The sequence below is a fragment of the Streptomyces turgidiscabies Car8 genome, assembly GCF_000331005.1.
Lineage (GTDB): Bacteria > Actinomycetota > Actinomycetes > Streptomycetales > Streptomycetaceae > Streptomyces > Streptomyces turgidiscabies.
This window is the reverse complement of record NZ_AEJB01000616.1, coordinates 1-3,057: the sequence shown is the minus strand read 5'-3', so window position 1 is coordinate 3,057 and position 3,057 is coordinate 1. Positions and strand designations below refer to the sequence as shown.

General features: G+C 70.1%; 2 protein-coding genes. Both read left to right on the top strand.

Going from position 1 to position 3,057, the window contains the following annotated elements; translation table 11 throughout:
• The first annotated feature begins 136 nt into the window (after positions 1–136).
• Positions 137–1,501: a hypothetical protein gene (locus STRTUCAR8_RS42660; protein ID WP_006382649.1), complete on the top strand. Its 1,365-nt coding sequence runs from the start codon at positions 137–139 to the stop codon at positions 1,499–1,501.
• Between the two features lie 128 nt (positions 1,502–1,629).
• The gene (locus STRTUCAR8_RS42655; RefSeq protein ID WP_158697498.1) at positions 1,630–1,923 is read left to right on the top strand and encodes a hypothetical protein; all 294 of its coding nucleotides are present in this window, start codon (positions 1,630–1,632) and stop codon (positions 1,921–1,923) included.
• Positions 1,924–3,057: the final 1,134 nt, after the last annotated feature.

The window sequence follows — 3,057 nt, the reverse complement described above, 5'->3', positions numbered from 1 at the left end:
TCCTCGACCGGGACCGCAAGGGGAGCATGGCTGACGCCGCCCGCCCGAGGAGGGAACCACCTCACTCCGGCCGACGTACGGCGGACCGCCGCCGAAGTTGACCAGCCGTCAACGGGCCAGCGGATACGGTGCGTAGGTGCAGACGAACGGGGCGCAAGTTCGACCGGGGACCGCGCTGCTCATTGCAGCCGCGCCCACGGGCAAGGGCAAGTTGACCGAGGCGAGCAGCGTGATTCCCGTGCTCGCCGCCGTACCGCCGGCCGCGCTCGCGGGCACCGTGGCCGCCACGCTCATCGAACTGGCGGACCCGACCGACCCGCAGGCCGTCCTTACTCGAGTACGGGGAGCCGCCACCACCGAGGGCCCGCTTACCGTCGTGCTCGTCGGCCAGCTGCAGCTCGACCGGCGCCAGCGCGTCGTGCACCTGGCGCTCGCCCGCACTACGCCCTCGACGATCCGGTACACCGCCCTCCCGTGGGCCTGGCTTGTCCAGGAGCTCCAGCAGCGCCGTCCGGACACGACCGTCCTCTTCGTGGACCTGGTCGCCGACGCCGAGGTCTGGCAGCTGCTCGACGAGGAGCCGCTCTCGCTGCCCGGCGGAGCCCGGACGTACGGCGTCGTCGCCCCGCCGCCAGGCCGCCGGCGGATCGCCCACCCTGCCTACACCCACGCCCTGGCCCAGATCCTGCGCACCGGCCAGCGCCCCGACGCCGACCGGCTGCACCACGAGATCCTCCGCCGCACCGTCGCCGTCGAGGGCACGCTCGTCCTCGGCCCCGAGCAGCCCACGGGCACCGTGAACACCCAGCTCCCGCCTGCGAGTTCGGCCCCCGCCGTCCCGGCACCGGCCCAACCGCAGGCGCCAGCCGCGCAGATGACGCCCGCGCCGCCCGCCGGACCCGGCGCGTTCCAGCTCCCGCCCCCTCCCACGTTCGCTCACACCCACGCCCCGGCGCTCCCTGCCCAGGTGCGGCCTACCAGCTCGGCACCCGCGCAGGTCCCGCCGCCACCGCGCGCCCAGCGCGAGGTCTCACCGGTCTACGTGCCCAGCCCGGACGTGCCCGTACAGGCCGACCCGCATGAGCGGATCGCCGCCCTGGCCCAGGCTGGCCGCCATCAGGAGGCCACCGCCCTGGCGGTCGCCGCCGAGCAGCACGCCGTCCGCACCTTCGGCGCCGACACGTTCGCCGCCGTCCACTGGATCGAGGTACGCGCCCATCTCGCCTCGGTCGCCAACGACCCGGGCCAGTCCGGCGCGTTATGGCTCCAGGCCGCCCAGACCCGCCTCGACACGCTGCAGCAGGCGCCCGACTCGAACGACGTCGAGAGCGCCGTCGACCGGGCCCACTACCAGTGGGACCGCATCCGAGACGCCGCCCACGCCCGGCACCTGGCCCCGCAGCTCGTTGCCCTGCGCCGCCGAGTTCCCGGACGTCAACGCGCCGCCCTCGACGCCATCCAGAAGAAGGTGGAGCGGCTAAACCGCCTGCCCACCATGTGACTGGCACCCCGTGAGCTGGACGGGGGATGCCCCGGAACGCCCTGATTAGTCATCAGCCGATCGAGAAATCTCCCGCAACACGCGTCCCAGACTACGTACATGAACCCGTGGCATGGTTGGATGTGATCATGGCCAGGCCCTACGGAAGTCGAAGCACGCGCGAGCGGGAGTACATCCCGCCCCTGCCTGATTCGAAGTCCAAGGAGAAGCTGGTTCGGCTGTCTCCCCTCGTTCCGCCGGAGATCCACGCAGCGGCGTTCCAGAACGCCAAGGCGCTCGGCATGACGATGGGGAAGTACGTGGCCGAGCTGATCGCCCGGGACCAGGTCGACGAGAACGGCGTCCCGCTGTGGGCGTCGGAGGTCCGGGAACCGGGGCCCGCCCAGGCGGAGTTACCAGTGATCGAGACCGAAGCGAGTTAGACCCGCACGACTCCGGACACGCCAAGAAGCCCCTGGCTTTCACCAAGGGCTGGCGTGCTCGGCGGACATCAGAGCACCGGCTACCAAACCCGCTCTGTACGTCCTTCGCAAAAACCGTCAGGCGACCGACCAAGCCGTCTGACAGACCACCGCCCCATCCGACCAACCGCCGGGTTACCAGCCCTGCGACCAGCAGAGAACAGGAGGTGCACCCCCGAGAAGAAGACCCAAGACCAGGCCCGCCGTTTGGCGTCGGCCCTTTTCCGTAGCAGGCCCTCCTGGGTGGAGGGTCCGGCTCTTCGTTGTCTTGTGACCCCTTGAGGAGGTACCGCTCATCGTAGCGGACAGCCGCTGCGCCGCAATCGGTCCTCGACGTGTCGGGTTCGTCTCACCGAGCCGACATGTCGATTCCGGCCAGGCGCAAGCCGACACCCCGGCACGAGCCCCGCCCGTCCTGCTTCATCCAGTCGCAGCAGGACGCGGCCCGCCACAGGTGGCGCGGGATCGTGACAGCACCCATGGGAGACCGGTCCCAGGAAACCGGCCCGAGGCCCAGCGCGTGGCGAGCGCAGGGAGTCCGGAACCAGCCCGCGGTAGAGAACGGTCCGCGACACCAAGACCGACCCCGGCCAGAACCACCGGGAGAGTAAGGCAGAGGTAGTTCACCCCGTCCCCTGATGGGAGGGAGAACGCTGTAGACGCTAAATGGTGAATCGAGCAGGAGCCGAGGCCGGCCTTGCCCGGGGAGTGATCCCTGCGGCGAACAAGGTGGACCCGAGCCGGTGGGGGAGCAGATCCCCCGGACAGCGACCCCCAGAGCTACCTGCACATCCCGGTCCCAGGGCGCGAGTAATCCCCGTCGCCCGATCTGACTGCGATGCCTCGACGGGCGTACCGGAGTACGTACCAACAGACATTCAGAGATCCCCTCCTAGTGAGACGGCAGAACCCCATGGGGACCTCTGTCGTTTCACTAGGGGGGGTTCCCCAGCTCCACCCGCTCAGGGCACCCGGAGCATCGCGGAGGGTGCGCGGGTGGAGAGAAGAACAGCCGGGCGCTTCAGCGCCCGTCCTTTAACTACCGGGCCAACGGCCCGAGAGGGAACGTGCGAAGCTCCTTATTTGCCTTGAGAG

Excerpts from the sequence above, each read along its gene's own strand:
- STRTUCAR8_RS42655 (WP_158697498.1), top strand. The coding sequence starts at position 1,630 with ATGGCCAGGCCCTACGGAAGTCGAAGCACGCGCGAGCGGGAGTACATC.